The following is a 24,900-nucleotide window of genomic DNA, read 5'->3' on the forward strand; positions in this document are numbered from 1 at the left end:
ACATTGATTGGAAAAACATGCGGCTTAAAGGCGGGCTTTTGTTGTACTTGCTAGGGTGGGGTATTCCATCGCTGTTTGCGCAGGTGTTTCAAAATGCTTGGGTAGAAAATTTTGACAACCGAAACGGCCTTTCCCAAAACACAGTTTGGAGCATCAGTCAAGATAGTCGGGGTTTTCTTTGGGTAGGTACCGACGATGGGTTGCTACGGTACGACGGGTATCAGTTCAAACCCTATCGGGCGCAGATTGGCAAAGCAGCGGGGGGGCTTCCAAGCAATAGTATTCGGCAGTTATTCCACAATGGCGACGAGCACCTTTGGGTAGGGACACGGAATGGCATTGCCCAACTCAATATATTGACGGATTCTATACGTACGTATTTGCCAAACGTTAGAATACGAAAAATCCTGCCAGGCGCAAAAGGGAAGCTTTGGGTTGGTACGAACAAAGGTCTTTATTTTCTAGATACTAAAAGCAAACGTACCTACTGCAAAATTCCTAAGCTTAATATACTAAATGCCGCACAGCTTGATACCGACAGGCTATTGATTTCTACCAGCGACAACTATTGGTTGTTGGACGTCAAAAAAAATAAGTACAAGGTAGTGTCTTTTGGGCTGGCTCCCGACAATGACATTCGTCCGATGCAAGTATATAACAACTTGATTTGGATCGGGGTTGAAAATGAAGGCGTTTGGGTTTTTGATAGTCATTCCCTGAAATTGGTAAAAAAGTATTCTTTACGAGCCTTTTTTCCTGAGCTTATTACATTCCCAATTCGGTCGATGACAATTGGCAAAAATGGGAGATGTTGGTTGAGCCTACAGTCGGGGTTGGTTTGTTTGGATACCAAAACCGAAAAAATGGATTTTCTGCCGTCCGATTTGACGTACCAGCGCCTCAACAGCCTCAAAGGATCGCCGCTGAACGACATTTTTGAAGATAATTCGGGTTTAGTGTGGGTGGGAAGTAATAACAGTGGGCTGAACAAAATAAATCTTCGATTGGGTAAATTTCGGACCATAAATCAAGATAATGGGCTGAATTACAACTTTGTTTTGTCTTTTGCTGAGTCGGGCGAGAATCTGTTGGTGGGAACAGATGGTGAAGGAATCAACGTGTGGAATAAGAAGACTGGAAAAGTGAGGGTGAGCAAGCCAGAAACAGAAGGGCGAAGCCAGGTCTTTGCAATGATTGAGGTCGAACCAAGCCTTTTTTGGGGGGCAACGAGCAATGGCTTGGTGCAGTTTGATGCTAAAAAAGGAAATTTTACCGCACCTTCGCTTGCGTGTAAGGCAGCCTTCGATACGCTCCAATCAACCGCAATTCGGACGATTTATATGGATAGCCGAAAGCGGGTTTGGATGGGGACGGCCAAAGGGTTATTTACGTTTGATTATCCGACAAAAGCATATCGTTTTTGGGGCAATGCAAGCGGGTACGACGATTTGATAAACTCATTTAAAGAAGATTCAAAAGGGACAGTTTGGATTGGGAGAGGAGTAGGACTGCAAAAGTATTCGCCTATCAATGAGACGATTGAGCCTGTGCCACTGGTGATACCTTCCACCAACACTGAGGTGGGGGATGTGAGTAGTGTCAACCTAAGTAGTGATTCAGTTCTTTGGATTAGTAGTTATCGGGTAGGTTTTGGGAAATACAATCCGCTTTCTAAGCAATTTAAACTATATACCACCGACGACGGCCTGCCCAACAGCATCGTGTATGGTTCGCTGGTGGATGACAATGGTCAAGTGTGGATGAGTACCAACATGGGGTTGGCACGGTTTAATCCTAAAAATGAGACTTTTACGGCTTTTGATGTACACGATGGTATTCAAAATAATGAGTTTAATGGAGGTGCTTACATTAAGTTAGCTTCTGGCGAGATGGCGTTTGGGGGTGTCAATGGCTTTACTATTTTTCAACCTACAGGGTTACAACGTCGCGGTAGTCCTTCGCCTGTTGCCATTACAGAGGTCAAAGTGATGAACCATTCGGTGAATGTTTTTGGAAAGGGTATAATCGAAACGAGCTATACCGAAAACTTCTTGTCGTTTGAATTTGCCGCGCTAGATTTTATCTCACCCCAAAAGAATCAGTACGCTTATCAATTGGTGGGGGTTGATAAAAATTGGGTATCCAGTGGAAACCGTCATTTTGTGAGCTATTCGCAAATTCCTCCTGGCGAATATACCTTTAAAGTAAAAGCGAGCAATTCGGACGGCGTTTGGAACGAAAAACCCACAATTCTTAAAGTACGAGTGACGGCTCCTTTTTGGACTAAAGATTGGTTTCGACTTTTGGTGATTATGGCAGGTGTTGGGGCGTTGGTCGTGTTTTTTACGGGAAGAATACGCCGTATTCAGGAGAGAGAAAAAGAAAAAGCGATGCTCAATCGCCAGATTGCAGCGTTGGAAATGAAGGCGTTACGAGCGCAAATGAACCCGCATTTTATTTTTAATTGTCTCAATTCCATCAATAATTTTATTTTACACGACCAAAACCACCAAGCGTCGAAGTACCTCACCAAGTTTTCTAAATTGATTCGGCAAATTTTGGACAATACCGATACGCCACTTCAGCCTATTGAGCGAATTATGACTTTTATGAATCTATACGTTGAGTTAGAACAAATGCGTTTTGGGAAAAATAAGTTTGATTTTGAAATTAAAGTAGATCCTCGATTGGAAGCTCACGAAACCGTTTTCCCTACCATGATGATACAACCGCACGTTGAAAATGCCATTTGGCACGGACTGATGCACCGTACGGAACAAGGCAAAATTATACTCTCGTTTCAAAGAGAAACTACAACGCTGGTGTCGTGTACCATTGAAGACAACGGAGTCGGGCGTGCAAAATCGAAAGAGATAAGTAAACAATTGTCGCCCAGCCGAAAATCTAAAGGGACTCAAAACGTACTCGAAAGCATCGAAACCTTTAACCGTCAGTACAATACCGAAGGAGCCAAAATCATTATCGACGATTTGTACGACCAAACGGGTGAGCCTTTAGGAACAAAAGTAAAAATAGTTTTGCCAGACATTGCCCAATTCAAGTTATGTTAAAAGCGCTCATCGTTGACGACGAACTCATGGGGTGCCAAGCCCTTAAAAAACTTCTTGAACTGTATGCCCAAGATATTTACGTTATGCAGTTTTGCCATTCGGCCGACGAAGGTGCCCGCGCTATTCAAGTGCTGAATCCTGATTTGGTTTTTTTGGACATTCAGATGCCTGGCAAAAGCGGATTCGATATGCTCGATGGCCTCGAACGGATTGATTTTGAGGTGATTTTTACCACGGGTTTTGATCATTATGCCGTAAAAGCCTTTAAAATTGGGGCGGTCGATTATTTATTAAAACCTATTGATGGCGATGAACTTGAGGCCGCGATTCAACGGGCGACGGAACGGATTCAAACCAAAAAATCATCGGCTCAAAATGTAGAAATACTGTTGCAAAACCTTCGAGGTGGACAGTCGGAGAGTATGCAAATGGCGCTTCCGACGCAAGAAGGGATTTTTTACGTACCGATTCGAGAAATTGTTCGCTGTGAATCAGATGCGAATTATACTATTTTTCATTTCATAGGTCGAAAAAAAATAATGGTGTCCAAAAACTTAAAAGAATACGAAGAATTGCTAAGTCCTTATGGCTTTGTACGGGTTCATAATCAGTACCTTATCAATTTGCGACAAGTGAAAAAATACATCAAAGGGGAGGGAGGAACGGTGGTGATGAATGACGACGCTCAGATTGAAGTTGCCCGCCGTCGAAAAGAGGTATTTTTGGCTGAGTTGTCGAAATTGACCATTCGATAACCCGCTTTTTGTTGTGAAAACGCCAAATACGTCGTTGTTTTGTAGCTGAATCAACTAGCTAAAGACATGGACCAAGTTTCGTATTGGCTTCATTACACCATTTTAGAAAACAAACTCCGCGATTTACTTTGGTTTGTGGGCATATTGGGTTTAGGAATCATCCTTCGGCGTGGCCTTTCTTTTACGGTGAGTCGCACCATTTACCGTTTTATCAAAAGTGAGGCTGGTAACATTCCTGTGGCCGAATTTGTACGCCTCACTCGCCGCCCTTTTGAGTTTCTCATTACGCTAATAATTTTATTTTCAGCTTTTCATCACCTCAAAGTACCTTCCGAATGGAATTGGGCTTCGCCTGAAAAATTTGGCTGGCTGATGCTGTTGGAGCGAGCCTATCAAACAATGTTGTCGGTGGCTATTGGCTGGTTAGGAATTCGGCTTATAAAGTTTATCTCTTTGATATTCAAGCAGCAAGCTGCCGAAACTCCTACTGCTCTGGACGACCAACTTGTCCCATTTTTTAAAGACATTGCCATCGTTTTTTGGACCCTGACTTGTTTTTTTGTCATGCTCCACAAAGTGTATGAGGTAAACGTTTGGGCATTGATTACCAGTTTAGGGATTGGGGGAGTGGTGATAGCGTTGGCGGCCCGTGAAACGCTCGAAAACCTCCTTGCTTCGATAACCATCATGCTCGAACGCCCTTTTTTGGTGGGGCAGTCGGTAGTATTGGATAAGATTTCGGGTGAAGTTGAGCAAATTGGGTTTAGAAGCACGCGCGTTCGTTCGGACGATGGCAGTTTGATAACCGTACCCAACCGCCTGATGGTGACGCAAGCCCTCGAAAATGTTTCACAACGTACCCACCGCCGCGCCAAGTATTACGTTCGGTTGGCTTACGATACACCTGCTGAAACCATTGAAAAAATCATCGAAGAAATTCGCGAGTACTTACTTTCTCAGTACATTACAGGATCGAAGGAACCCACGGTGCGGTTAGAGCTTTTAAGTGAAAGCTCGTTGGATATTGTCGTAATTTACCACGTGGGCACCTCTGTTTGGAAAGAATTTATGCGTGTGCGGGAAGAAGTGAATTTCAAAATTTTGGAAATCGTCCGAACCCAAGGTGCCACTTTTGCCTTGCCAAGTCGAGCGCTTTTTGTGCGAGGGGTTGAAAATTTAACGCCAGCGAGTGAGGAGGAAAGTATTAGAAAATCGCAGCTTTCTGAAGCCACGCCGCTAAGTCCATCAGCCAAGCTACACCCACATGAACAATAATACCGCCCCAGATACTTCTTGTTTGTAGGGCTAACACACCAAGAATATAGCCTCCGAAAATAGAGCCGATGGTTTCGCCCAATGGTTTTCCAAAATGGAGAGAGGCATAACAAACGACCATTGGAATGATGACTCCTCTACCTAAAAATCGAGCCATTCCAATGGTCAAAAATCCTCGAAAAAGCCACTCAGTAATGCAGAAATCAAAACCATAACACACCTCATAAAATAAGGTAGTTGCCCAAGGTGCTACTCCAAAAAATTCGTCGGCATTAGAACCTTTGTAGGAAGGGTACGAGCGCAAAAAATCAGGTTGAAACGAGGCCCAACTAATAAGGGGAACCATCAAAACAACCAAAAGCAAGTAGGGCTTTACAACAAACCATTGGGGACGTAGTCCGTAAAAGTAAGAAGGTTGCTTTTCAATGAAATAATAAAAGAGTAAAAAAGGAAGTACGACGGTTAAAACCGAAAATAGGTTTGACAAACAATGGAAAGCAAAAATATAAATTTGTCCATCAAATAGCTCTCTACTCCATTGGTTGTACGCATAAAAGCCGCCGTCTAATCCCAGCACTCCCAAGATAAATAGACTATACAGCCAGAAAGTGGGCGTACGTAGTGCAGAGGTTTCTTTTTTACAAAGGGTATAAATAAAAACGCCTCCGTAATAAGCGAAGGCGTATAGTAAAAAATACCAGAAAATGCGAATCGAGTTGCCACGATAACTATCAATGATTCCCCGTTCTAAATTTATACGGTAATTGATGGCAATGATTACCACCAGAAAAACAGCCGTGAACCCATACGTTTTAGCATCAAAATCGGCTTTTACGTGCTCTTTAAGGCTGTTCCAGATTTTTTTCATGACAAATTGCGACCAGCTTCAACAGCATTGCGAACGCTTCCGTGGGCATCCAACAGCGCTTGCGCTTCTTCGGGGGTTATGTGCGGCAATTCCTCTCGTACCATTCGGATGGCGCGTTGAACGAGTTTAAAATTGGTCATTTGCATATCCACCATTTTGTTGCCTTGCACGCGTCCAAGTTGAATCATGACCGAAGTGGAAATCATATTGAGGGCTAGTTTTTGGGCCGTTCCTGATTTCATGCGGGTACTACCAGTGACAAACTCGGGACCTACGACGATTTCGACGGGATATTCGGCCGCAGCGGCTACTTTAGACCCTACATTGCATACAATACACCCCGTCAGAATGCCTGCATTGCGGGCTTGATTGAGCCCACCAATCACATACGGTGTACGACCTGAAGCAGCAATACCAATCAGTGAATCTAGTTCGTCAATGTCATAGGCTTGGAGGTCAATCCAGGCCTGATTTGGGTCATCTTCGGCATTTTCGACGGCTTTGCGAATGGCACTGTCGCCGCCCGCCATGATACCAATAACCAAATCAAAAGGTACGCCGTAGGTTGGGGGGCATTCTGAGGCATCTACCACACCTAAGCGACCACTTGTTCCTGCACCAATGTAAAAAAGGCGACCACCTTGTTTCATTCTAACGACGATTTGCTCAACCAATGCCTCTATTTGAGGAATGGCTTTTTCGACGGCGTAAGGAACTGTTTTGTCTTCGTTGTTGATGTTAGTGAGCAACTCCCGAACACTCATCTGGTCGAGGTTGTCATAATGTGAAGTAGATTCTGTCGTAGATAGCATGATTTTTAATGTCGAATGTCAAGTGCAAAGTGTCGAATAACACTTATTTTAAATGTGCTAACACTGTGATTCCGCCCGTTGTTTTTTCTTCTAGGTTCACTTTGATATCTGCATCAAGTGGTAAGTAAATATCGACGCGTGAGCCAAATTTTATAAATCCCATTTCGGATCCTTGGCTTACCTGTTGACCTTCTTTTACGTACCAAACAATGCGTTTTGCTAATGCACCCGCAATTTGACGAAAAAGTACTTCAACTCCGTTGGGTGCTTTTATGACCGTGGTTGTTCGTTCGTTTTCTGTACTAGATTTGGGATGCCACGCCACCAAGTATTTGCCTGGGTGGTATTTGAAATAGTTGACCACACCAGCAATGGGGTTCCAGTTGATATGGACATTGATGGGTGACATGAAAATAGAAACCTGCCGACGTGGGCCTTTAAAGTATTCTGTTTCAACTACTTCTTCAATGACGACCACTTTACCATCGCAAGGGGCAATTACGTGGTTGGGGTGAATGGGCGTAATCCGCGTTGGTTTACGGAAAAATTGAACAATAATAAAAAAGAAGACGAGTGATACCACAAGCCAAGTGGTTGTTAGCCATTCGATTTCGCCCATAAAGTAGCGCAAGAGCCAATTAGTAAGTAATACAAATGCGCCTGCTAAACCAATACTAGCGAAACCTTCTTTATGAATTGTCATACGTACGGGGTTTTTAGATAAACGTTGCAAAAGTAGGCAAACCGCTTCAATTTTTCTATCTTTACTTTATCATCAAAGCGACAATTGTATGACTTCCTCGGTTGATATGCCTCAAAAACGGAAGCGGAAAGTGCCCGATTATTTGATTTACGAAACCCTCAACGGAAAACCTCTTTATTACAAAGGTTACAAGGATGTGATTCGTAAAAAGAAAAAACCAGAAGAAATTATGGGAAGTAGTTCGTTGCAAGCAGCTATTGTTTCACTAATTCATGTGTATCTGTCGGTTCATCTTTCGGACGACTACCTAGTCGTTACCAACGAAGCTGGTTTGCATATTGATGTAGGAGATAACCTTGCAAACGACATTGCTGTCTATTGGCAAGATGATGTAGGCACGCTGAGTGACAACTATTTTTCAACTTCCCCTCATGTGGTTATTGAAGTAGATATCAAAGCTGACATGGCCGACTATGCCACTGATGAGGAGTATATTATTGAGAAAATACAAAAAATGTTGGATTTTGGAACACAAAAAGTTATTTGGGTATTGACCAAAAACCAAAAAATTGTGGTGGCCGAAAAGTTAAATCCAACTTGGTTAATAACAAATTGGCAGCAAGACATCGTCATTGATGAAAACTGTATCCTGAACTTGAATGAATTGGTTAAGAAAAAACGATTGACAGCATTTTTGAGCAAATAGATAAAAAAGGGCAAGTGACGATTGCCAACTTGCCCTATCTTAATTCTCTAATAACCCCCACGGTACTTATAGGTACTTGCTACTTTGTCGATAGCAACAATATAAGCTGCAAGTCGCATGTTTACTTGGTATTTCTGCGAAGTAGCATACACATTTTCAAAGGCATCTTTCATGATGCGATCCGAACGGCGGTTGATGCGTTCGAGGTTCCATTTGTAACCAATACGGTTTTGAACCCACTCAAAATAAGAAACCGTCACACCGCCCGCATTGGCTAAAATATCGGGAACGACCATAATCCCCTTTTCATTGATGATGTCATCGGCACTGGCAGAAGTAGGCCCATTGGCACCCTCCACAATCATTTTAGCTTGAATATACGCGGCATTGTCGTGGGTAATAACATCTTCTTTGGCCGCTGGTACCAATACATCTACTTGAAGCGAAAGGAGCTCTTCGTTAGTGATTTTGTCAGCCTCTTTATAACCCTCCATAATGCCACCATTGGCAGCGCGGTACTTCATCGCATCTTCAATGTCAATGCCTCGGGCATTGAAATACCCACCCGAAATATCACTGATGGCTTGGACTGTGACGCCGCGTTCGTGCATGAGCGAGGCTGCATACATCCCTACGTTTCCAAACCCTTGAACGGCGGCCGTTGCTCGGTAGGGATTGATGCGCATTTTTTCCATGGCAGCAAGCGCCGAAACCGTTACACCACGGCCTGTCGCTTCGGTACGGCCAAGTGAACCACCCAATACGAGCGGTTTGCCCGTTACCACACCGTGAACGGTCATACCCATGGCTTTGGAGTATTCATCCATCAGCCATGCCATTTCGCGGGGGCCTGTCCCCATGTCGGGGGCGGGAATGTCTTTGTCGGGTCCAAAAATGTCGAGCATGGACAAGGTGTAAGCGCGCATGAGGCGTTCGATTTCACCTGCGGACATCGTACGAGGGTTGCAAGCAATCCCTCCTTTTGCCCCACCGTACGGAATATCTACTACGGCACATTTCCAGGTCATCCAAGCTGCAAGGGCTCGTACTTCGTCAATGTTGACGGCCATGTCAAACCGAATACCTCCTTTGGCGGGGCCAAGGATAGTAGAGTGAATGACACGGTAACCTTCAAAGACTTTGATTTGGCCATTGTCCATCGTAACGGGAAGACCAACTACGACCTGTTTGCGGGGGACTTTGAGAATGTGGTACATTTCATCGCTAATACCAAGGAGTTCGGCCGCTTTGTCAAAACGCGACATCATCGACTCCAATGGATTCTCCTTATCTTTGATAGGAGCGGGCTCAATGTAAGTCATAATTTTAAAGAAATCTGATTATTTGGAATGTTCGTTTGATGATAAAATCTCTGGACACAAAAAGTGCCTGAGCTTCTTGGCGCAAACTTACTATTATTATAACAAAAAATACAAAAGGATAGTTTTTTCTTGATATAGTGCAATTTGTGGGTATAAAATGAAATAGAACTCTTTGCCAAAAGGTTAGAATAGTCTATAGGTTCTTGGGGTTTTATCCAAATATTACTTGGTATTTATTGGAAAACATAAAATCGTCAAAAAATAAGTTTTTATTAAACGGTCGTAAAAATGGTTTGACAGAACCGAATAAAACGTATTTTTGCGGCTTAATTGACTTCCGCCATTAAGTTGTACCCCAAACCAAGGAGTTTTATTATGTCAGCACAGGAAGAAAAAAAACGTTACTCTGAAGAGGAGTTGAAGGAGTTCGAGGAAATCATCAACACAAAACTTGAAGTTGCGCGTAAAGAATTGGCGTACATTAAGGACACATTAAGTCGCAAAAATGACAGTGGTACCGACAATACAGGTGCTGCGACCAAATTGATGGAAGATGTGGACACAAGCGAGCGGGAGCAAATGAGCCAATCGGCTGGGCGTTTGCAAAAATTTATTACGCAGCTTGAAAACGCGCTTATTCGCATCAAAAACGGTACGTACGGTATTTGTATTGATACTGGAAAGTTGATTCCAAAGGAGCGACTTCGCGCAGTGCCACATACGCAGCAAACGATTGAAGCAAAACTTCGTCGCGTATAATCGACGCACGAAACGTGTGAATACGCTAAGGCGACAAAGCCATTTTTCTTGCCAAAAAGCAAGAACGTGGTTTTGTCGCCCCTTTTTTTACTTATATACTGCTGGGCGCTTCTGCATTTTTGCCTGAAAAGCCTCCATTAAATCGTCCGAAAGTAGCATAGCAGCATTCCAGGTTGCCATGTAGTCGAGTCCATCGGTAACAGAATGGTCGCGGCTGTAATTCATAATAGCTTTTGTACCTCTAATAGATAAGGGTGACTTGCCTGCAATTTGTTGAGCTATTTTCATCACCTCCGTGTACATTTCTTCGGCACTGGCAAAAGTACGATTGACTAACCCGATGCGCTCTGCTTCCAAACCCGTTACATTTCGACCCGTGTAGGCCAATTCCCGCGCAATGCCCTGTGGAATTATTTTGGGTAAACGCTGTAATGTTCCTAAATCTGCCACCATTCCCATGTCAATTTCTTTGATGGTGAAGTAGGCGTCATCGATACAATAGCGCATATCACAGGCACTTATAATGTCAATCCCTCCGCCAATGCAGCCTCCTTTGATGGCTGCAATGACAGGTTTACTGCACTGCTCAATGGCGTTGATGGGAGCTTGTAGAGCTAGAATTTTTTTACGAAGCTGTTCTCTTTTTCTTCCTTCACAAGGTTGTGAAAATTGGGCTACATTCATCAAAAGCTCCAGGTCGATTCCTGCGCAAAAATGCTTACCGTGTCCACTTAATATAATCACCCGAACGTCGTTGTTTTCATCCAATTCTTCAAAAAGCGCCTTCATTTCATCCCAAGCCTTTTGATTTAGGGCATTGGCACGTTCTGGGCGGTTAAAATACACCCAGGCAATTGAATCCTCAATACGAAGGTCGAAAGTTTCTAAGGTTGTCATGAGTCCGAAAGGGTTTATTAAAATAAAGTCAATGGTATGCTTGCATACTATAATGCAAACCTACGCAACTAATTTTTGATTCAAAAAGATTTGGAGTAAAATTGTAGCGTTTTAACTCACTTACTACGTCTGATGAATTTTGAAACCTTAGTCATTAATAGTACGCAGTACCACGACGCCAATGCCAGTGCGGTGGTTCCTCCTATTTATTTGTCAACGACCTTTGAGCGTGAGCCCGATAGCAGTATTCCTCACGGACATATCTATACCCGAGCCAGTAACCCCAACCGAAATTCATTGGAAAAAGCCTATGCGATATTGGAAGGTGGAGAAGTTGGGATGGCTTTTGCGTCGGGGCAGGCGGCTACAGCGACTATTTTTCAGTGCCTTTCTCCCAACGACCACGTCATTGTTCCTGACGATGCTTACTACGGAACCCCCGCTTTGTTGCAAGAAATCATGTCCGTTTGGGGTTTAAAATACACAAAGGTGGATATGAGCGATTTAGCAGCGATTGAGGCGGCTTTTTTGCCGAATACCAAATTAGTATGGATAGAAAGCCCGTCGAACCCCCAACTTAAAATTACTGACATTGCGGAGGTGGCTACTTTGGCTCGTCAAAAAGGCGCCTATACAGTTTGTGACAATACGTGGGCAACCCCTGTTTTACAACGCCCACTTGATTTGGGGTGTGATGTGTCGATGCACTCTGCCACCAAGTACTTTGGGGGGCATAGCGATTTGTTAAGTGGGGCGTTAATATTTAAAGAAAATGGTCCGTTGGCTGAAAAAGCACGAATGATACAAGCATTAGGAGGGGCTGTACCTTCGCCATTTGATTGTTGGTTGGTTTTGCGGGGGCTTAAAACGTTGCCTTTGCGGGTGCGTCAACAAACCTCGAATGCGGCACAATTGGCAGAATTTCTGAGTACACATCCTGCATTAGAAGCCGTTCATTATCCTTTTTTACCGAGCCATAGTGGGGTAGAGGTAGCCAAAAAACAAATGAGTGCGGGGGGAGCGATGATGTCGATTCAAGTGAAAGGGGGAGAGGCGGCGGCTTTGGCCTTGAAAAGCAAAGTAAAAGTGTTTATCAGAGCCACGAGTTTGGGAGGAGTAGAAAGTTTGATTGAACACCGCGCGACGGCGGAGGGAGTTCATTCGGTGAGCCCTAAAAACCTGCTTAGAATTTCGGTAGGGCTAGAGCATATTGATGATTTAATTGCGGATTTAAAGCAGGCATTAGAATAATTTTAACAAATTGATAATCAGCAAAAAGGGCGTTTTTAGGCGCTATTGAGCTTATTTTTTAGATTTTTTTCTTAGAAAAAGCTTGACAAAGCTGCGTAATAATTCTACTTTTGCAATCCCAAACGACGAGTAAGGGAAAACAAAGAGAGATGGCAGAGTGGTCGAATGCGGCGGTCTTGAAAACCGTTGACTGTAACAGGTCCGGGGGTTCGAATCCCTCTCTCTCTGCTGAAAGGCTGCAAATCACTGATTTGCAGCCTTTTTTGCTTTAATGCGCTTTTACTCTTAGTGCCCAAGGTAACATCAACAAAAACGGCAATGAATTGCCATAATTTAATTGGTCATAGTCAGGGCCTAAGTGAATGTTTTTGTAGTAAGAAGTAAGCCGTTTTTGATAGTTATGCTCTGACTGAATATACCAAGCGATATCACCAATCATTGTTGATAAAAACCATTTTTCCAACAATCGAGCGGTTCTTCCGTTCCCATCTGCAAAAGGGTGGATTTGTGCCAAACGAAGGTGAATTTGAGCTGCGAAATAAAAAATTTCGTTGTGATTCAAGTCTTGGTCAATCAAAAAAGCAATGTCAACAAACAATTTTTCTATCTCAGTTTTGAGAATAGTTTCGGTTGCGGCTCTATATACAACTTTTCCTGTTTGTAAATTATAAACACTAGCGGGTTTGTCGCGGTATTGGCCTTGATATTGTGGATTGTTATTGAGAATTGTATTGGATAAAATCTTGTGGATTCTCAACATATTTTTTTCAGTCAAGTTGAGCTTTTGTGCCATTTTGTAGGCATTGATGAGATCCTCGACTTCACGGATGGGCTTGGTTTTTCGGAGTCCCATTTCTTGGTGGCGATAGTAGTCGTGGATACTAATGGGATTTCCTTCAATTCGGCTAGAAAAAATGGAGCTTGACACCAAATAGGAAAATGAATCCAAAGATGGTTCTACTTTTCGGAGTGTTGCAATGTGCTTATGGATGGTGAGGGGTTGCCTTTCGCGGTAATAGGGCAAGTATTCAGATTTGAGGATTTGTAATGTATTGAACTGGCTCATGTTCCAAAAGGGTGAATTGTGGCCTAAAAATAAGTCTTTTATGGGTAGATTGCCAATTAAACATCCGCTGATATTGATAACCGATTGGTAAACAAAAAATGCTTTCTCTTAAAATTTCTTAAACAAAAGCTTGACAAAGCTGAATAATAGTTCTACTTTTGCAATCCCAAACGACGAGTAAGGGAAAACAAAGAGAGATGGCAGAGTGGTCGAATGCGGCGGTCTTGAAAACCGTTGACTGTAACAGGTCCGGGGGTTCGAATCCCTCTCTCTCTGCATAAGCCTGTAAATCATGTATTTACAGGCTTTTTTTATGTCCACAAGCTACATTTTACGATTAAAATCATTGTTTCTTAGGGGTATTTATAAGGAACTCATTGAAATCGTTAAAACCTTCATAAATTCCAGAACAATCGTTGACGGGAAGCCCGTCGCGGTCGCGTAAAAGGTTGAAACATTCCATCCCTGACTTGTCGCGGTCAAAAAAACAATTCACTTCTTTGAACCCACGAAGGTATGCAACGGCTTTTTTTCGGTTGTTGGTCGTATTCAGGATAACAGTTGGAATTCGTGGAGCTTCGCGGCCAAACCAAACTAGGGCTGAAAGAAAATCGAAAAATCCCTCAAAAACGGCTACCGTATTTCGGGACTCAAAATCAAAAGTCGTTATATCTTGTTCTCCTAAACATCCTTTGAAGTATTTGTTACGTAATGCAAATCCCTTTGAATCATTGACGAAACCGACGGTAAAGTAAACCCTATCGCTGGTCGTAGTCATTACTTCGTACAGGTACTTTTTAGCCAATGAATACGGGATTCCGCGTGATTGCACATAGTTGATAAGGACGGGGTTTTGTACAGGAAACACAATTTTAGGGTCATTGGCCTTTGGCTTTGGTATTTCGGTCGCTGAAAGAAAAAGATTGGCGTAGCTTCCAAGTTCTTGGCCTTTGAATTCCAGTAATTTGGCAACCGCAACAGGGAAGTTACATTGCTCCAGCAACTGCACAAGCCGTAATACACTACCTCGGTGTTCATCGACGCCAAAGTCTTTAAAGCTATTTTTGGCAGGATTCACATAAAATGAGGGTGTAGGGTCATCCCTCAGCGGGGAATGATAAACGAGTTCTTTGCCGATGGCTTTGACTGGCTCTATGCCTTTGGCCGCGAGAAAGTCAACAATTGAAACGGCATTTGCTTTTTCGATGAATTCAGGTTTAATCATGGTTGTTAATGGTTAGGACTTTCGACGATTTCTTTTTCTTTCAGCGACAAATTGAAGTTACGTAGAAATTGTACTGCGTTTTTCGATGATTGACAAAAACCCGTGTTTCTACGGATTTAAGAAAAAAATGGAACAAAAAAGTCGAAATTGGAAAAACCACTAAAAAGTGGAACATTTGGAACATACTTGGAACAATTTTGGAACATTTCAATTCAATGAAAATCAATTCAATAAATACCTTTGTTCCATTTGTTCCAAAATTCATCTTCTATTTGAAAGTGCGACTTTTGCACTCGTTTTTTGTTCCAAATTTTGTTCCGTTTTGGTCCATTTGTTCCAAAATTGACAAAATCAAAAAGTATCATTTGTACTTTTCCAAGTTTCTGAATCAAATCTTGTGAACTTATAATGGACTTTATTTTCAGTGTTTTTAGTGGGATAGTATTGGGGGTTTTTCTCTGCTAAACGACGGCTATAAAGCGTATAATGAGTTCGATCCTGAGGCTTGAATCCTAGTTCTTTTTCAATGCTTTCTCGAACTTTCTCCCGTTCTACGTTTCGGAGTTCATTTTTCAATTCCTCAATAATATCAACAATGCCAAACTTGAGCACCTCTACATTTGGGAATAACTCAAAAGTATCTACAACTAATTTTTTTATGTATTGGGCTGTTTTACTTATGCTATTGTTGTAGTAAAGCTGTAATTGTGCTGTCTGGTACACGATGGGAGCAAAGAACATACGGCTTTCTCGTTTGTATTTGAGGCTTCTTTGAGTTAAGAAGTGTAGAAAGGCAGGGATTTCGGCCTCTAACTTTTCATCAATCAGCGGGTCGTCTTTGATTCCCCTTTCGGCAAAAGTCGGCACCTTAAAAACTGCCCATCTTGGGTCGTTTCGCTCAATAAATAGGGCTTTTCCCTCTTCATTTGAAATGAAAATAAACTTTCCGAAGAAATCAACTTCCGATTGGGCTTTGTTCTTCTCGTTGACCGTAACTTTTCCAGTTTCGGTACTGAACCTTTTAAGCATTTGAGTAATGCCCTTTTTCTCCAATGAAGTTTCATCGACAATAATTGCCAATCTTTTGACCCATACTGAATTAAAGTCGCTTTGTAGGTCATTGTTTCCTATTTTGATGGCATTATCCTGAAAAATCTTATAAACGATATTGGCAAAGGTCGATTTACCCGTGTTTTTTTCTTGTGATTCCAGTAACAGAATGGGCAACCGTTGATAGGGGTTTGTGTAGAGCAGCTGTAAGTAGTCAATGGCAAAATCAAAGTAATGTTCACCAAAAACGTGTTTTACTACTGACAAAATAGTGTCACAATTGCCCTCTTTGGGTTTGTGGGTCAGCTCCGAATATTCATTATAGAAACCGTTGATAACCTGTTTGTAGTTTGTATGGGAGGCGACCATGCAAAAGTCATCAAATTTGGAAATGTATTTGATGATTCCATGGGTATGGTCATCAATCAACGTCCCTTTGTTCAGTTTTAAATAGTCTTTGAACGGTTTTCCCTCTTTGTCTGGACGAAAGACAATTTTAAAATAATTGTCACCTACTCGAATGTAGTTTTTGGCAACTTTTTGAAGCCGTTTTCTTGTTCGCTCATCCTCTTGAGTGATGTCATTTGATGGCGTTGCTTCAGCAATGGCGCTAAACTCTTTTAGGATAAGGGCTTGACTGATTGGGTTATTCTCCATTAATTTGTTGCTGTTTGTTGTAAATAGTTGCACTTTCACAATTTGAAAGGGTCAAAAAACAAGCGGTGTTCGAGCACCGCTTATTTTTTATCCTTACCTCAAGGCTAGTTACTACGGTTCTTAAACCAGAGTAAATTTGTGGCCTGTTGTTGGAGTTGGTTATTTTGAGATTCAAGATCATCAATACGCTCATTTAGCCTGTAAAGCAATAGGTCTTTAATGCCAAGAATTTCGGCTTGATTTTTCAGCATTTGTTCGAGCATTAAAATATGCTCATGTAGCTCTCTTACGGAAAAACTTTTATTGGGATCCATCTTGATGAGTGCTTTTGAGGTTAGAAACGGTATTCAGCGGCAATGCTTTCTTCTGTGATTTTGGCGTATCTTTTAACAAACTTGGTATTTTGATGACCAAGGATGGCGGCAACGGTTTCTTCGCGCATACGCAGCGTATTCAACGCGAAATTGCTAAAGGTTTTGCGGCCTACTTTGGTTGTCAAACGTATCTTGATGCCACAGTGTACGGCAATGTGTTTTAGATGGTAGTTTCGTTTCGTATTGGCTTTTATGGGTAAATTGTTGATACCTCCGTATTTGTTAACGATACCTAAAGCAATGGGATGAAGTGGCATTGAATAAGCCATACCCGTTTTTCGCCTTTTGCCTTTTAGCCATATACGCCCATCGGTGGGGTGCTGAAAAAGTTCATAATTACCCTCCTTTAGGTCACAATGATGCTGAGCGGTAAAACATGAAAAAACGAAAATATCAGCTTCTTGTCTTAAAATTTCCGCTGTCTTTACATGGGTAGTGACGCTAGAAAAATCAAAGTTAACCAGTGCCTGAACTTCGTTAATTGATAGGTGGGTAGTGTCGTAGAAATTATTGTCAAAGAGTTTGTATCCCTTCAATGGATTTTTGTCAATCAGATGGGTATTTTCAGCCATTTGGAGTACACTTTTTAAAAGCTGGATATTATTGTTTGCGTAATCATTGGTGAACTTGGCTTTGTCAATGAGCCAATCAAGATACCGTTCGGCCCAGTCGTGGGTAATTTGGTCAGCGTACAGTTTTTTTAAGTGCAAACCCTTGATGTACTTATCCAAATTGCTTTTGTATCTCCAATAGCTTTGTCGGGTACGCTCGGTGATAGGCTTTCTCTTTTGAGTAGATTTTTTGTGGTAAAACTCTCGAAAACAGTCGTGAAAGGTTGGCCGCTTGATAACGACGGGTTTGGGTTCAATTTTTACAACGCCCTGGGCTTCGAGATAGGCGTTTTTAATGGAAGCTGCGGTAATGGGACGGCCGTCTAGTCTCAGCCTCATTTCGGCTTTTTTAATCTCACTTTTGATGAAGGCCAGGCGTTGGTTAAGCAGTGCCGATTCTTCGGAGTCGTCAAGCATTTTTTGTAGCTTTTGCGCCCAATTGACGGTACGGATGTTACGCTCGACTACAAACTCGGTGGCGTATTTACCATTGACCCCAATTTTACATTGGATGGAGCTTTCAGCGCGGTTAGGGTTCACCAACTGAAAACGTATGGAAATAATCGCCGAACGTAAACTGGTACGTTCGGCGGTTACAGATGCGTTGGTTGTATCTTGATTCATGTTGCTAAGTGATAAACGATTAGAGTAAACCGACTGATTTCATGTGCGCTTTAATTGTTGATGTCATCAAATGGGCGTAGTGAGATTCCGTGACTTTGATTGATTTGTGGCCAAGGATTTTGCTTACCGTGTGGAGCGGTATCCCTCTATTGAGTAAAAACGTTCCTGCCGTTCTCCGTGCGGTATGAGTGCCAATTCTTTGGGCTACCTCAATTTCAGCGATTTGGGCGGCTTCTTTGATGTATTCGTTCATCTTTTGATTAGTCATGACGGGCATTTGGTAGGAATATTTCACAAGCAATAGTTTCGTTTTTTCAACGACTGGAATTTGGGCAATACTCCCCGTTTTAGCCCGGTTGATAATTATCCATTCTGTGCCGTCCTTTTCCCTTTTTAGGTGCTTTTTAGCATCAAAGTTCAATAAATCGACGTAGGCCATTCCCGTATAAATCTGCATCAAAAAGCAATCAACGGTCTTTTGTAAGCGTTGGCTAAAATGTTGGTATTCTTCGAGTTTTTGAATGTCGGATTCTTCCAAAAAGAAGATGGGTTTTACTTTCGAGCGAGGAAACTTTATGGACTTCAAGGGATTACTTTCTAAAGCATTATTGACTACTGCAAAATCAAGAACTCTGGAAACCAAGGCGACGCATCGACGCGCGCGATCTAAACCCACTTTACGGACAGTTGTTAAATGCTTATGGTAGTTCATTAACCACCCAGGGTTAACGGTTGTGAGGTTAGCGGTTAACTGGTTGGTTTGAGTCAAGTAATCTTCCAAAACTTGGACTTGGGATTTTAATCCTTTGGCCGTACCCCAATCAATAGAGGATATGTGATATTCAAAGAATTTACGGGTATAGGTCAATAACCTTGCAGCTTCTGAGTCGTGAAAGCGGATGTTGGCGTACAAGTCACGGAGCATTTGGGCGGTTGGCTTGACCCCTTTACGTATCAAATCGGTATGCAGGTTCAATAAATCGGTTTCAATCTGACGGAGAAAGGTATTTTGTGCTTCAACTTTGTCGGAGTCGCCATCAATTTTCATAAATGTTGAGTTCCATTGAGTGGCCTCAATTCTAATGCCCGTCGAAAAATCTGTGCAGGTCGTGCCGTTAACCCGAAGCCGTACGTAAATGGTTTTAATCGGATTTGATTTGTATAAAGCATAACGCAGCTTGAAGCGTATGACAAGTTTGCTCTTTTGGTGGGTCAGCAATGATTTACGCTCCCGAATCGAGTAGTGTGAATTGATAAAATCTGCTAAATTTGTGGCAGTGTTTTGCATGTTTTTAAGTGGTTTACTGTGAAACAATTGCGCCCTTGCAGCCTCGGAACTGCTTGGGCTTTTTTATTGGCCTAAAACTTGGGATGTGTTATTTTCAAAAAGCCCCAACTGATTAAATGTGTCATTTTGAAGGGCTTTAAGCCGTTTTTTAATGGCAGCCATGCGTTTAAAAACATCGGCATTTTCCTGTTTGAGCCGTTCAAGTTCTTGAAGTAGGGTGTAGCCCTCTTTTTGATTGGTGAGGGCATTTTGTTGAGCGTTAGTAATTGACCAGGCTAATTGTTTGTACCCCTTTTCAGCCTCAATAAAATGGTTTCGTACTTGCTTACCTACGGTTGTGCGTTGGAGCATGGCAATTTCTTTGGCCGTGTCAATTGTGAGTAGATAATCAATTTTGTTATGGGCTTTTCGCTCCCCAATTTTGAGGAGCGAATAATCTTGTTCTTTGGTGAATCCGTATTCAAACATACGTTTACACCAGTCAGAAAAATCGGTCTGAACTCCTAAAGCTGTGTGAAGCTCACGGGCTGATACGGTGTTAACTCCTTGGTGAAGTTGGATTTGTGGAAGCGTGTCCATAAATTTGATTTGTTTTTGAGGTTGATTTACGATTTGAAGCCCTACACCGTTGGCGCGGTAGTCGGGCTTTTTTTATTGAAAAAAATTGGTTACGGGAATACCAAAATACTTTGATAGCTTCCCAACTTCGGAGGCTGTTGGCTCTAACTTGCCTGAGTAGATAAGTCCCCAACGTTTGCGGTTGATGTTAGTTGCCGCATAGAAATCGGGTGTAGGCCGAAAGACGAGTTTAGAGCCTTGCTCTATTACTGCTGCTACTTTTGATTTGTCCATATGATTGAAATATATTAAAATTGATATGCAAATATAAAGTAATTGATATATAATATCCAATATATAATATCTAATTTTTTATATTGATTGCCTTATTTTGTATATGAATATATCAAAGCGTATTGCTTCAATTAGAGAAGTCAAAGGGTTTACACAAAAACAGATTGCTGACCTTTTAGATATGGAGCAATCAAATTACTCCCGATTAGAAGGTCGTGGCAGTAAACTGACTATTGAACAACTGGAAAAAATAGCTAGCGCGTTGGGTGTAAGTGTGGTTGAGCTTCTTACAGGTGAGGGTGAGAATGAAGAAATAGAAGAGCTTAAAAGAAAACTAGGCGAATATCGAGATCACATATTCAAAATAACGATTGAAAAAGAAACAGAAAATTCGTCATTGATGTTCTGGGGGTTCTACACATTCAATGGTTATATGACACAATTCGGCTTAAAAAATAATCTTTTCACTGAGGCGCAATACTCTCAATTGATAAATGATGTGCAGGCTATTCCTCTCAATGATGATGATTTTGATACTGATTTGTTTGACATCATTCAAAAAAAAACCGATTTACATTGTGTTACTCATTTGATGAACGAAGAACAAATTGTGTCTGCAATTGATGAGCTAGATTATGTATCAAAAGAACTTTTGCATTTGTTCTTTAACAAGAATATGTTGTTAGATAAAAAACTTCATAAAACATATCATAAGTATTTAGCATTGGATACTTTAAAAAAAATAGCTAAACAAGTAAAAGATTCATCTAAATGACCCATGGCCAACAACGCCAAATAGTAGGTTGTAGTGGCGAGCTCGGGCGGCATGGAATTTGTTAAAGGCTAATAATAATGGCGTTGTTGGCCAAGGCTAAATTTTGCCAAGTGATTTGTTGATTAAGTATTCCTCGTACTCTTTCTGGACTTTCTTCACATCCCTTTTTTTAAAGAGTTTGGGAGACGCGTCACCACCAAGCAACATTTCGTTTTGGGGTAGGAGCGCTTTGGTCGGGGTAAATTCTTTGCGTTTCATAAGATAGTTTTGGCGTAGCTTCAGTAGCGTTATTTTGGGTGATATGGTACCGAAAATTCGAGCTGCGGGCAACGCCTTTTTTATGGAGCTGAAAAAGGCGGATTTTTAGCAAAACCCCGTTTCCAGCCGATTTAGGGGGTATTTTACGGGAACCGACGTATAGATAAACCAATTATAGGTCGAGATATTGGGGCTTTGCCCATTGCTCAAATTCGTAATTCAGTACGATGATTGGACAAAGAAACTCGTATTCGTCGTAGTTGAATGAAAGTCGTTTATCAAAGAGCCGGGCCATGACGGAGTTATCGTCACCATAATGAAAATTCTTATTAAATGCCTCACCAATCCTTTTCTTTGTTCTGATCCTTAATGACCGATACATTGAAATTAATTCATTGATAGGAACTGAATATTGTACGGCATTCTCCATTGAACTACGGGACGGCTTGCTACACGTAAAGATAGCTCAAAAAACAAAACGACCGTAGAACAGTCGTTTTGGAAAATACAACATGAATAGGATTTTATAAAAAGAAATTGGTGTCCGATGGGTTTTCGTTACTCCAGGCACCACCTTTGACTTTTTTCTTTTTGAGGCTCACCCAAATTGCCAAGGCGATGGTTGACGCCAAAAATGCACGTTTCAGACTGAATATTTTCATAGCGATATTTAGGCTAGTGTCTCTAACATTCCGTATTTTCCAGTACCTTTCAGAATATAATTTTTCGCTTCTATTGAAGTCGTGTTATCTATCAACTCACTTGTATTTAGTGATGGTACGCGGTAATTGATACCACGGTTGTACTTCAAAATCACTTTGTCCATTCTAACTAAATTATCTTCAGTAAACTCGTCAATAAGCTGAGAAATGTAAATGGCGCCAATACTGATATTTATTTCGGGGCTGATAAGTTGGTTTTGAGTTATCAATAGCCCTTCGTTTGAAGAGTACCATTTTTGTTGCTTTCCATTTGCATCAAGTTTTGGAGCAATACTTCGATATTTTGAAGCGTCAATACCAAATCGAGTCAAAATAGCATTTTCTTCTTTGGTGAGTTTGTTAGCCCTTTTTTCTCGAAAAACGGTGTCAGTTGCTGTATTGGGAGTGATTTGCAACAGTCCAGTAGCAAGGGTGTTTTTGTTGATGTAATTGGGGTCTAATTGCCCATTTTCGACTAAAATGATAGCTTGTAAAACAATTAAAGGGATATTTGAACTTTCAACCGCTTGTTCTACAAAACGCCCAAATCGACGCATTAATTCGGCTCTTTTAGCTCTAAACTTTGGCGGTTCTGTTGCTTCATAAAATGCCAAGTCCGTATATCTACGCTTGATTATTAGCTCTGACATGCTAGTTTTATCGTTTTGGCTTATTGGATTTTTCGTTCCTTTTGATGGCAAATTGACTAATTCCCCAAGTGAATAAGGCTAAAAAAGCTATCCCACCTACAGCAATACCGCCAATCAACCAATAATTAGGTTTTGGTAGGGTTTCATCTATGACAAAATCATCATAATATGAGGATGTTGGCTTTTGTTGTGGTGTTTCGATTGTTTTGTCATTGGTGGGGATATTGATACGAGCTGTTTCGGTTGTTGTTGGCTGTTTTGTATTCGTCGTAGGATAAGAGTAGCTTGGGTTAGCAACAACTTTGTACCATTCATTATCAAGTACATACATTGACCAGGCTTCATCGTATGGGTTGATCATTTCTACATATACGATTGAGTTGTCGGGACGTAGAACCTTCATGTAATAGATGTAGTCCTCTTTCGAATCAGTCAAATTCATCTGCACAATTTGGCCTATGAGTTCATCTTTATTAAACACAACATCAAAATCTCCATCCAATTTTGATTGATATGTTACGTAACCATTTGAGTAAACTAAGTCTCCAACTTCAGGATAGTTTGGGTTTGATTTAACTCCTTTTGGCTGAGAGGTCGGAGCAAACAATGATGGAACAAGAAAAAGGTATTCAAACATTACTTTAGAGGTTAAATTGATTTTCTAAAATTTCGTACGGGATAACCTTTGAATCAATAAAAGCAGCCTCGAAACAAGGTACTTTCATATTTTCCCACTTTTTACGTGCTTTATCAGTGAGGTCAAAGGTGATTAATTCTTGATTGACTCCAACTTTGGTCAGTCGACCTTGACCGTAGTCAATCAATTTTTGTAAGTTATGATACAACTGGAGCGTTTGGGGAACTATGTAACGGTAATTACAATAGCTTTCAACCTTCATTTTAAGCATTAAGGCCATGGAAACAAATTCTTTCAACTCATCTAGTTGCCATGTTGATTTTTGGCAACTCTCCGTAAATTCAGTAATCAATTCATTGAAACGGTTAGTAAATCGTTTTTGAAACTCAATGTCATGGCTCAAAGAGTCATTGATGATGACCAAATCAAGTCGTCTCCGTTCGTTTTCAGCCTCAATTTTACGAATGGCCAATTCTTCCATTTTACGTAAATGCTCCAACTTTATAGCGATTAATAAAAGCTGAGGGTCAAAGATTTGAAAGCCTAAAATTTTGCTCATTTTAATAATTGATTTTGGTTGGTAATGCCAAATATGACAAAAGAAAAACGGGCGGTTTCCCGTCCGTTCGTAGTAAGTCCAGTTAATTCCACATTTGTCTTTTTAATCCTCGAAAAGACTGAATGGAATCCCCAATTTTTCTACAATTTGAGCCACTTGCTTTGGGGTAAAAACGTTATCAGATGGCCACTCAAGACCATAGTACAGCATTTTCCGTTTGAGGGTTTTCATGTGCCAACCGTACAAAGCTGCAAGCTCAGACTTACCGTAGGATTTTATGACAAATTTTTCATCGGTAATCATGCCTCAGCTTCGTTTATTTCAGCGGGTTCGTTTAAGTCGGAGCTCACTAACTTTTCGTCAGTAAGCGGAACGCCTTTTTGAGTTTGAACATTCTCAATTTTCTCTTTTTGAAGAAATTCGGGTGCCAACAATAATTCGGCTTCCAATTTTTTTATCAAACGTTCTTCATTGTCGATCGAGGCGGGAATTTCTTCAAGCCTTTTCAAAATTTTGGGGTATTCAAATCCCTTTTTCTTACGCTTGTCATCGGTGACCCAAATACCAATGGCAGATACTACGACAACCAAAAGAATGACAATTGAAAGATTTGTCAAGCTGGCCTTGTCTGAATTATCGTCACTCGACCGTTTGCTTTGTGATTTTAAAATCGAAAATCCAATCACCGAAGTTAAACCGCCCCAAATTAATACGGGTTTCAAATATCTTTCCGTGTCGGTGAGGGTGTTTTCGTTTACGGTGGACTCCTTTTCATCAAGAAGCCTTTTTTCTTCTTTGCGTAACTGGACCAAGTTAGACTTCGCGTTTGCGATGGCGGCTTCCAGTTCGGTGTACTTTGGGTTTCTAACCTCAATGAGGGTTACTTTGGTTTCGGTTAATTGGGCTTGAGTTGGAGCCTGGTTATGGGCTAATCACCTCAGCCTTTTTTCGTTTACGGCATGATGCCACTCGGCAAGAAGACTGACAATATAGCGCCCTATGGTCTTTGGGCTGAAACAACTTGCCGCAATTTGCACAATTGCGTTTGGTTAAATTCTTCATTTAGTGAGCTGTTAATAGGTCGATTTTTTTACCAAAATTAACGAAAAAAGCCTCCGTTACACAGCTGTTACGTGAACGTTAACCAAATCGGT

General features: G+C 41.4%; 27 protein-coding genes and 2 tRNA genes. 9 read left to right on the plus strand and 20 right to left on the minus strand.

Going from position 1 to position 24,900, the window contains the following annotated elements; all coding sequences use genetic code 11:
- The first annotated feature begins 17 nt into the window (after nt 1-17).
- The 3 genes from DTQ70_RS08960 to DTQ70_RS08970 all read left to right on the plus strand — a co-directional run bounded on the left by DTQ70_RS08960 (nt 18) and on the right by DTQ70_RS08970 (nt 5,101).
- A complete protein-coding gene (locus DTQ70_RS08960) occupies nt 18-3,071 on the plus strand; it encodes a two-component regulator propeller domain-containing protein (protein ID WP_164489939.1) in 3,054 nt (1,017 codons plus the stop codon).
- Nucleotides 3,065-3,826: a LytTR family DNA-binding domain-containing protein gene (locus DTQ70_RS08965; RefSeq protein WP_122930502.1), complete on the plus strand. Its 762-nt coding sequence runs from the start codon at nt 3,065-3,067 to the stop codon at nt 3,824-3,826. The genes DTQ70_RS08960 and DTQ70_RS08965 overlap by 7 nt, the downstream gene beginning before the upstream one ends.
- A 66-nt stretch (nt 3,827-3,892) precedes the next feature.
- Entirely contained in the window at nt 3,893-5,101 is a 1,209-nt protein-coding gene (locus DTQ70_RS08970; protein ID WP_122930503.1) for a mechanosensitive ion channel family protein, read from the plus strand.
- Here the strand turns inward: DTQ70_RS08970 and DTQ70_RS08975 are convergent.
- The 3 genes from DTQ70_RS08975 to DTQ70_RS08985 are packed head-to-tail and all read right to left on the minus strand — an operon-like array spanning nt 5,031 to nt 7,484.
- Complete coding sequence (locus DTQ70_RS08975; protein WP_122930504.1) at nt 5,031-5,969, minus strand: CPBP family intramembrane glutamic endopeptidase; 939 nt, start codon at nt 5,967-5,969, stop codon at nt 5,031-5,033. The two genes, DTQ70_RS08970 and DTQ70_RS08975, sit on opposite strands and share 71 nt — an antisense overlap.
- Nucleotides 5,966-6,781 carry an N-acetylmuramic acid 6-phosphate etherase gene (gene murQ / locus DTQ70_RS08980; protein WP_122930505.1) on the minus strand — a complete coding sequence of 272 codons (816 nt, stop codon included), beginning with the start codon at nt 6,779-6,781 and terminating at the stop codon, nt 5,966-5,968. The genes DTQ70_RS08975 and murQ overlap by 4 nt, the downstream gene beginning before the upstream one ends.
- 43 nt (nt 6,782-6,824) lie before the next feature.
- Entirely contained in the window at nt 6,825-7,484 is a 660-nt protein-coding gene (locus DTQ70_RS08985) for a phosphatidylserine decarboxylase family protein (protein ID WP_122930506.1), read from the minus strand.
- Between the two features lie 88 nt (nt 7,485-7,572).
- On the opposite strand from DTQ70_RS08985, the gene DTQ70_RS08990 reads away from it, so the two are divergent.
- Nucleotides 7,573-8,190: a Uma2 family endonuclease gene (locus DTQ70_RS08990; protein WP_122930507.1), complete on the plus strand. Its 618-nt coding sequence runs from the start codon at nt 7,573-7,575 to the stop codon at nt 8,188-8,190.
- A gap of 47 nt (nt 8,191-8,237) precedes the next feature.
- Here the strand turns inward: DTQ70_RS08990 and DTQ70_RS08995 are convergent, their stop codons facing one another.
- Nucleotides 8,238-9,512, minus strand: coding sequence for a Glu/Leu/Phe/Val dehydrogenase (locus DTQ70_RS08995; RefSeq protein WP_122930508.1), 1,275 nt, complete (start codon nt 9,510-9,512; stop codon nt 8,238-8,240).
- A 375-nt stretch (nt 9,513-9,887) separates the two neighbouring features.
- On the opposite strand from DTQ70_RS08995, the gene DTQ70_RS09000 reads away from it, so the two are divergent.
- The gene (locus tag DTQ70_RS09000; protein WP_028525477.1) at nt 9,888-10,271 is read left to right on the plus strand and encodes a TraR/DksA C4-type zinc finger protein; all 384 of its coding nucleotides are present in this window, start codon (nt 9,888-9,890) and stop codon (nt 10,269-10,271) included.
- Nucleotides 10,272-10,358: 87 nt separating this feature from the next.
- Here the strand turns inward: DTQ70_RS09000 and DTQ70_RS09005 are convergent, their stop codons facing one another.
- Nucleotides 10,359-11,168 (minus strand): crotonase/enoyl-CoA hydratase family protein, encoded by an 810-nt coding sequence (locus tag DTQ70_RS09005; protein ID WP_122930509.1) that lies wholly within the window; start codon nt 11,166-11,168, stop codon nt 10,359-10,361.
- A 132-nt stretch (nt 11,169-11,300) separates the two neighbouring features.
- On the opposite strand from DTQ70_RS09005, the gene DTQ70_RS09010 reads away from it, so the two are divergent.
- Nucleotides 11,301-12,419 carry a PLP-dependent aspartate aminotransferase family protein gene (locus tag DTQ70_RS09010; protein WP_122930510.1) on the plus strand — a complete coding sequence of 373 codons (1,119 nt, stop codon included), beginning with the start codon at nt 11,301-11,303 and terminating at the stop codon, nt 12,417-12,419.
- A 143-nt stretch (nt 12,420-12,562) separates the two neighbouring features.
- Nucleotides 12,563-12,647: transfer RNA gene (locus tag DTQ70_RS09015), tRNA-Ser, on the plus strand.
- 40 nt (nt 12,648-12,687) lie between these two features.
- Here the strand turns inward: DTQ70_RS09015 and DTQ70_RS09020 are convergent.
- A complete protein-coding gene (locus tag DTQ70_RS09020; protein ID WP_122930511.1) occupies nt 12,688-13,485 on the minus strand; it encodes a Fic family protein in 798 nt (265 codons plus the stop codon).
- Between the two features lie 191 nt (nt 13,486-13,676).
- On the opposite strand from DTQ70_RS09020, the gene DTQ70_RS09025 reads away from it, so the two are divergent.
- Nucleotides 13,677-13,761, plus strand: a tRNA-Ser gene (locus DTQ70_RS09025).
- 67 nt (nt 13,762-13,828) lie between these two features.
- Here the strand turns inward: DTQ70_RS09025 and DTQ70_RS09030 are convergent.
- The 7 genes from DTQ70_RS09030 to DTQ70_RS09065 form a co-directional block, all read right to left on the minus strand.
- On the minus strand, nt 13,829-14,710 hold the full coding sequence (locus DTQ70_RS09030; protein ID WP_122930512.1) for a CHC2 zinc finger domain-containing protein: 882 nt from the start codon (nt 14,708-14,710) through the stop codon (nt 13,829-13,831).
- A 351-nt stretch (nt 14,711-15,061) separates the two neighbouring features.
- Nucleotides 15,062-16,417: a primase-helicase family protein gene (locus tag DTQ70_RS09040; RefSeq protein ID WP_122930514.1), complete on the minus strand. Its 1,356-nt coding sequence runs from the start codon at nt 16,415-16,417 to the stop codon at nt 15,062-15,064.
- Nucleotides 16,418-16,521: 104 nt separating this feature from the next.
- Complete coding sequence (locus tag DTQ70_RS09045; RefSeq protein WP_122930515.1) at nt 16,522-16,731, minus strand: hypothetical protein; 210 nt, start codon at nt 16,729-16,731, stop codon at nt 16,522-16,524.
- A gap of 20 nt (nt 16,732-16,751) precedes the next feature.
- Nucleotides 16,752-18,026 (minus strand): site-specific integrase, encoded by a 1,275-nt coding sequence (locus DTQ70_RS09050; protein ID WP_122930516.1) that lies wholly within the window; start codon nt 18,024-18,026, stop codon nt 16,752-16,754.
- A gap of 19 nt (nt 18,027-18,045) precedes the next feature.
- Nucleotides 18,046-19,314, minus strand: a complete 1,269-nt coding sequence (locus tag DTQ70_RS09055; RefSeq protein WP_122930517.1) for a site-specific integrase — start codon at nt 19,312-19,314, stop codon at nt 18,046-18,048.
- Nucleotides 19,315-19,377: 63 nt separating this feature from the next.
- Complete coding sequence (locus DTQ70_RS09060) at nt 19,378-19,893, minus strand: antA/AntB antirepressor family protein (RefSeq protein ID WP_122930518.1); 516 nt, start codon at nt 19,891-19,893, stop codon at nt 19,378-19,380.
- Between the two features lie 72 nt (nt 19,894-19,965).
- The gene (locus DTQ70_RS09065) at nt 19,966-20,166 is read right to left on the minus strand and encodes a hypothetical protein (protein WP_122930519.1); all 201 of its coding nucleotides are present in this window, start codon (nt 20,164-20,166) and stop codon (nt 19,966-19,968) included.
- A 103-nt stretch (nt 20,167-20,269) separates the two neighbouring features.
- Between DTQ70_RS09065 and DTQ70_RS09070 the strand changes: the two genes are divergently transcribed.
- Nucleotides 20,270-20,941 (plus strand): helix-turn-helix domain-containing protein, encoded by a 672-nt coding sequence (locus DTQ70_RS09070; RefSeq protein WP_122930520.1) that lies wholly within the window; start codon nt 20,270-20,272, stop codon nt 20,939-20,941.
- 96 nt (nt 20,942-21,037) lie between these two features.
- Here DTQ70_RS09070 and DTQ70_RS09075 read toward each other — a convergent pair whose 3' ends face one another.
- The 7 genes from DTQ70_RS09075 to DTQ70_RS09105 all read right to left on the minus strand — a co-directional run bounded on the left by DTQ70_RS09075 (nt 21,038) and on the right by DTQ70_RS09105 (nt 24,558).
- Nucleotides 21,038-21,199, minus strand: a complete 162-nt coding sequence (locus DTQ70_RS09075) for a hypothetical protein (RefSeq protein ID WP_164489940.1) — start codon at nt 21,197-21,199, stop codon at nt 21,038-21,040.
- A 524-nt stretch (nt 21,200-21,723) separates the two neighbouring features.
- On the minus strand, nt 21,724-21,861 hold the full coding sequence (locus DTQ70_RS30645; protein ID WP_164489941.1) for a hypothetical protein: 138 nt from the start codon (nt 21,859-21,861) through the stop codon (nt 21,724-21,726).
- Nucleotides 21,862-21,869: 8 nt separating this feature from the next.
- The gene (locus DTQ70_RS09085) at nt 21,870-22,601 is read right to left on the minus strand and encodes a hypothetical protein (RefSeq protein ID WP_206019663.1); all 732 of its coding nucleotides are present in this window, start codon (nt 22,599-22,601) and stop codon (nt 21,870-21,872) included.
- Nucleotides 22,558-23,187, minus strand: coding sequence for a hypothetical protein (locus DTQ70_RS09090; protein WP_122930524.1), 630 nt, complete (start codon nt 23,185-23,187; stop codon nt 22,558-22,560). The genes DTQ70_RS09085 and DTQ70_RS09090 overlap by 44 nt, the downstream gene beginning before the upstream one ends.
- Before the next feature lie 4 nt (nt 23,188-23,191).
- Nucleotides 23,192-23,746 carry a hypothetical protein gene (locus DTQ70_RS09095; protein ID WP_122930525.1) on the minus strand — a complete coding sequence of 185 codons (555 nt, stop codon included), beginning with the start codon at nt 23,744-23,746 and terminating at the stop codon, nt 23,192-23,194.
- Between the two features lie 102 nt (nt 23,747-23,848).
- Nucleotides 23,849-24,049, minus strand: a complete 201-nt coding sequence (locus DTQ70_RS09100; protein WP_122930526.1) for a hypothetical protein — start codon at nt 24,047-24,049, stop codon at nt 23,849-23,851.
- Nucleotides 24,046-24,558: a hypothetical protein gene (locus DTQ70_RS09105; RefSeq protein WP_122930527.1), complete on the minus strand. Its 513-nt coding sequence runs from the start codon at nt 24,556-24,558 to the stop codon at nt 24,046-24,048. Before DTQ70_RS09105 ends, DTQ70_RS09100 begins: the two co-directional genes overlap by 4 nt.
- Between the last annotated feature and the right edge of the window lie 342 nt (nt 24,559-24,900).

The organism is Runella sp. SP2 (genome assembly GCF_003711225.1).
Classification (GTDB): Bacteria; Bacteroidota; Bacteroidia; order Cytophagales; family Spirosomataceae; genus Runella.

Bases quoted from the DNA above. Each gene is read 5' to 3' on its own strand.
- DTQ70_RS08995 (WP_122930508.1), bottom strand. From the start codon at position 9,512: ATGACTTACATTGAGCCCGCTCCTATCAAAGATAAGGAGAATCCATTG.
- DTQ70_RS09050 (WP_122930516.1), bottom strand. From the start codon at position 18,026: ATGAATCAAGATACAACCAACGCATCTGTAACCGCCGAACGTACCAGT.
- murQ (WP_122930505.1), bottom strand. From the start codon at position 6,781: ATGCTATCTACGACAGAATCTACTTCACATTATGACAACCTCGACCAG.
- DTQ70_RS09070 (WP_122930520.1), top strand. From the start codon at position 20,270: ATGAATATATCAAAGCGTATTGCTTCAATTAGAGAAGTCAAAGGGTTT.
- DTQ70_RS09095 (WP_122930525.1), bottom strand. From the start codon at position 23,746: ATGAGCAAAATTTTAGGCTTTCAAATCTTTGACCCTCAGCTTTTATTA.
- DTQ70_RS09045 (WP_122930515.1), bottom strand. From the start codon at position 16,731: ATGGATCCCAATAAAAGTTTTTCCGTAAGAGAGCTACATGAGCATATT.
- DTQ70_RS09040 (WP_122930514.1), bottom strand. From the start codon at position 16,417: ATGGAGAATAACCCAATCAGTCAAGCCCTTATCCTAAAAGAGTTTAGC.
- DTQ70_RS08985 (WP_122930506.1), bottom strand. From the start codon at position 7,484: ATGACAATTCATAAAGAAGGTTTCGCTAGTATTGGTTTAGCAGGCGCA.
- DTQ70_RS09010 (WP_122930510.1), top strand. From the start codon at position 11,301: ATGAATTTTGAAACCTTAGTCATTAATAGTACGCAGTACCACGACGCC.
- DTQ70_RS08965 (WP_122930502.1), top strand. From the start codon at position 3,065: ATGTTAAAAGCGCTCATCGTTGACGACGAACTCATGGGGTGCCAAGCC.
- DTQ70_RS08990 (WP_122930507.1), top strand. From the start codon at position 7,573: ATGACTTCCTCGGTTGATATGCCTCAAAAACGGAAGCGGAAAGTGCCC.
- DTQ70_RS09005 (WP_122930509.1), bottom strand. From the start codon at position 11,168: ATGACAACCTTAGAAACTTTCGACCTTCGTATTGAGGATTCAATTGCC.
- DTQ70_RS09060 (WP_122930518.1), bottom strand. From the start codon at position 19,893: ATGGACACGCTTCCACAAATCCAACTTCACCAAGGAGTTAACACCGTA.
- DTQ70_RS09090 (WP_122930524.1), bottom strand. From the start codon at position 23,187: ATGTTTGAATACCTTTTTCTTGTTCCATCATTGTTTGCTCCGACCTCT.
- DTQ70_RS08975 (WP_122930504.1), bottom strand. From the start codon at position 5,969: ATGAAAAAAATCTGGAACAGCCTTAAAGAGCACGTAAAAGCCGATTTT.
- DTQ70_RS09000 (WP_028525477.1), top strand. From the start codon at position 9,888: ATGTCAGCACAGGAAGAAAAAAAACGTTACTCTGAAGAGGAGTTGAAG.
- DTQ70_RS09055 (WP_122930517.1), bottom strand. From the start codon at position 19,314: ATGCAAAACACTGCCACAAATTTAGCAGATTTTATCAATTCACACTAC.
- DTQ70_RS09100 (WP_122930526.1), bottom strand. From the start codon at position 24,049: ATGATTACCGATGAAAAATTTGTCATAAAATCCTACGGTAAGTCTGAG.
- DTQ70_RS09030 (WP_122930512.1), bottom strand. From the start codon at position 14,710: ATGATTAAACCTGAATTCATCGAAAAAGCAAATGCCGTTTCAATTGTT.
- DTQ70_RS09065 (WP_122930519.1), bottom strand. From the start codon at position 20,166: ATGGACAAATCAAAAGTAGCAGCAGTAATAGAGCAAGGCTCTAAACTC.
- DTQ70_RS08970 (WP_122930503.1), top strand. From the start codon at position 3,893: ATGGACCAAGTTTCGTATTGGCTTCATTACACCATTTTAGAAAACAAA.
- DTQ70_RS09020 (WP_122930511.1), bottom strand. From the start codon at position 13,485: ATGAGCCAGTTCAATACATTACAAATCCTCAAATCTGAATACTTGCCC.
- DTQ70_RS08960 (WP_164489939.1), top strand. From the start codon at position 18: ATGCGGCTTAAAGGCGGGCTTTTGTTGTACTTGCTAGGGTGGGGTATT.
- DTQ70_RS30645 (WP_164489941.1), bottom strand. From the start codon at position 21,861: ATGAAAATATTCAGTCTGAAACGTGCATTTTTGGCGTCAACCATCGCC.
- DTQ70_RS09075 (WP_164489940.1), bottom strand. From the start codon at position 21,199: ATGAAACGCAAAGAATTTACCCCGACCAAAGCGCTCCTACCCCAAAAC.